This window comes from Rhizobacter sp. P1_G5 (genome assembly GCF_056405435.1).
The window spans coordinates 1-3,000 of the sequence record NZ_JBFUCB010000696.1 but is presented as its reverse complement, the minus strand read 5'-3'; the positions used below and the strand labels follow the sequence as shown (position 1 = coordinate 3,000).

At 73.2% G+C, this 3,000-nt stretch carries 3 protein-coding genes; 2 read left to right on the top strand and 1 reads right to left on the bottom strand.

The genetic code is table 11. The features are described 5' to 3' along the window. Positions 1 to 998 (bottom strand): diguanylate cyclase domain-containing protein (locus tag AC1D12_RS29655; protein WP_477844781.1); only part of this gene is annotated, 998 nt, incomplete at its 3' end. 198 nt (positions 999 to 1,196) lie between these two features. Here AC1D12_RS29655 and AC1D12_RS29650 point away from each other — a divergent pair. After that, complete coding sequence (locus tag AC1D12_RS29650; RefSeq protein ID WP_477844780.1) at positions 1,197 to 2,354, top strand: GGDEF domain-containing protein; 1,158 nt, start codon at positions 1,197 to 1,199, stop codon at positions 2,352 to 2,354. Between the two features lie 64 nt (positions 2,355 to 2,418). After that, positions 2,419 to 3,000 (top strand): S1C family serine protease (locus AC1D12_RS29645; RefSeq protein ID WP_477844779.1); only part of this gene is annotated, 582 nt, incomplete at its 3' end.

The following is a 3,000-nucleotide window of genomic DNA, read 5'->3' as shown; positions in this document are numbered from 1 at the left end:
ACCACGCGCTGCGCGAGCGAGGAGACATCGTCCGAGCCGCGCACGCCGCTCTGCAGGATCGCGAACTCGTCGCCGCCCAGGCGCGCGACCAGGTCGAACTGCCGCACCACCTCGCGCAGCCGGCCCGCGACGGCGCACAGGGTGCCGTCGCCGGCGGCCTGGCCGTGCGTGTCGTTGACCAGCTTGAAATGGTCGAGGTCCAGGCACAGCACCGCGAACTTCGGGCCGCCGGCGCGCGCACGCGCCTCGGCCTCGCTGAGCGCCGCCGYGAAGCTCGCGCGGTTCATCAGCCCGGTCAGCGGGTCGTGCTCGGCCAGGTAGCGCACCTGGTCCTCGGCCTGGCGCTCGAGCCGCGAGCGCACGAACCACTGCCGCAGGCTCAGGCCGAGCAGCAGCGCCAGCGCCAGCACCACCGCGATCGCCACCCGCACGAAGGCTGCCGCGATGCGCGCCGCCCGCTCGGCCTGGTCGACATACACCTCGACCACGCCGCCGACGTTGCCGTGCGCGCCCYGCACCGGCACATAGGCCTCGCTGTAGACGCGCGGCCGGTCGGCGCGCTGCGACTGCCGCAGGTAGATGATGCTGCGCCCGCCGAGCACCAGCTCGCGCACCTCGGGGCTGCGGGCCAGCGTATCCAGCGGTGCCGCAGCCCGCGCGCGCGCCAGCTCCTCGGCGCCCAGGCCGAGCTGCTCGGACACCAGCAGCTCGCGCCCGTGCGGGTCGTAGAACTTGAAGCGGAACACCTCGCCCAGGTGGCGCAGCCGGCTGAGCTGCTCGAGGGCGGCCGGCGTCAGCGGGCCACCGGCGAAAAGGCTGTCGAGGTCGGGCACGGTGTCGCGCACATAGCCCGCCCACTGCTGCGCGCTGTGCTCGGCATCGGCGCGCAACTGCGCGCGCGACGCCGTCTTCATCGCCCAGGCCACCATGGCGCACGCGAGCGCACCGGCCAGCAGCCAGCCGAGCAGCGCGCGCCACGGGGATTTGAGCGAGGTCATTCGAAACTCCGGCAACCGTTCGAGCCCGGTCCAACCACCGGGCGACGGCTTTCCAGCGACAGATATCGGCAGCGCCGCGGCCGACCTGAGCCATCCCCGGTGAAAGCCCTGACGCAGCTCGCGTGAGGTATGCACGCTGCCACGCCCGGCGTGCTCAAGATGCCCGGGAGCGGGCCGAGATTGACGGCGAGCCCCCACATGCCCCATCGCCTGCAATCCGTTCCGCCGTTTCCCCCCGTTCCGTTCCCCGCCGCCGGCAGCCACCTGCCGCCGACCGCGCCGGAAGAGCCAGGCGCCCGTGCGCTGCGCCGCCGTGGCGAGCGCATGCGCATGCTGCGCATGAGCGTCGCGAGCTATGCGATCGACGCGCTGCTGCTGTTCCTGCTGCACGCGGCCGGCGCGGTCGGCCTGCTGCCGCCCGTCATCTACCTGCTCGGCGGCGCGCTCGCCGGCGGCGCCTTCTTCCTGATGCTGAACCGCGGCTGGAGCGAACGCTTCGCCGATCCGTACCTGACCGGCCCGCAGATGCTGACGGCCTCCGGCCTGCAGCTGGCGATGGTGGTGCTGGCGCCCGCGGTCGGCGTGCTGTCGATCAGCATCGTCTTCATCGTGTTCGCGTTCAGCGCGCTGCGGCTCACGCCGCGCCAGGTGGTGCCGCTGTGGGCCGTGATCTCGCTCGGGCTCGCCCTCGCGATCGGGCTGGCCGAGCAGGCCCCGGCGCTGCCGGTCGCCACGCGCTGGCAGGCGGCGCTGTCGGCGGTGTGGCTGTCGATGGCGATCGGGCGCTGCGCGGTGGTCGGGCTGTACGGCGCCTCGGTGCGGCAGCTGCTGGGCACGCGCAACCGCGAGCTCGCGCAGGCGCAAAACCAGCTGCACACGCTGGCCACGCGCGACGAGCTGACCGGCGCGCTGAACCGCCGCGCGATCCTCGGTGCGCTCGACGACGCGCTGCAGGCCGGCGCGCGGCCGTCGGTGGCGCTGATGGACCTCGATCATTTCAAGCTGGTCAACGACAACCACGGGCACCTGGTGGGCGACACCGCGCTGCGCCGCTTCGTGCTCGGCGCGGTGCGCTCGCTGCGGGCGGACGACCGCATCGGCCGCTACGGCGGCGAGGAATTCCTGCTGCTGCTCGCCACCAGCGAGCCGGCCACCGCGCTCGCGATCGCCGAGCGGGTGCGCCGCGCGGTGTCGGGCGAGGCCTGGGGCGACGTCGCCGCGGGCCTGCACATCACCGTCAGCATCGGCCTGGCGACCTTGCGCGAAGGCGAAACCGCCGAGCAGTTGCTGCAGCGTGCCGACGAGGCGCTGTACCGCGCCAAGGCAGAAGGCCGCGACCGGGTGGTGTCGGGATAGGTCACCAGGGCTTCGACAAGCTCAGGGCGAACGGGTACTTGAAAGCGCGCGTGCTGGGTCCCACATGCGCTGTCTGGAGGATCTCCCCGTGGGTGCCAACGACGCCTTTCTGCTCGATGCCTATTCCGAGACCGTCTCCGGCGTGGTCGAGCGCGCCGGGCCGAGCGTCGCGTCGGTCAAGGTGGTCGGCCACGCCAGCAACCGCGATGCGGCGCTCGGCGGCGGTTCCGGCTTCCTGTTCACGCCCGACGGCTACCTGCTGACCAACTCGCACGTGACGCGCGCCGGCGGCAGCGCGCTGCCGTCGCCGCAGGTCACGCGCCAGCGCGTGTCGCTGAGCGACGGCCGCGAGTTCGATGCGCGCTGGGTCGGCGACGACCCCGACACCGACCTCGCGCTGCTGCACATCGACGGCATGTCGCGCGGCGGGCTCACGCCGCTGCCGATCGGCCGCTCGGCGCTGCTCAGGCGCGGCGAGATCGCGATCGCGATCGGCAACCCGCTCGGCTTCGAGCACACCGTGACGGCCGGCATCGTCAGCGCGCTCGGCCGCAGCATGCGCGCCGGCACCGGCCGGCTGATCCCGGACGTGATCCAGACCGATGCGGCGCTGAACCCCGGCAACTCCGGCGGGCCGCTGCTGAAC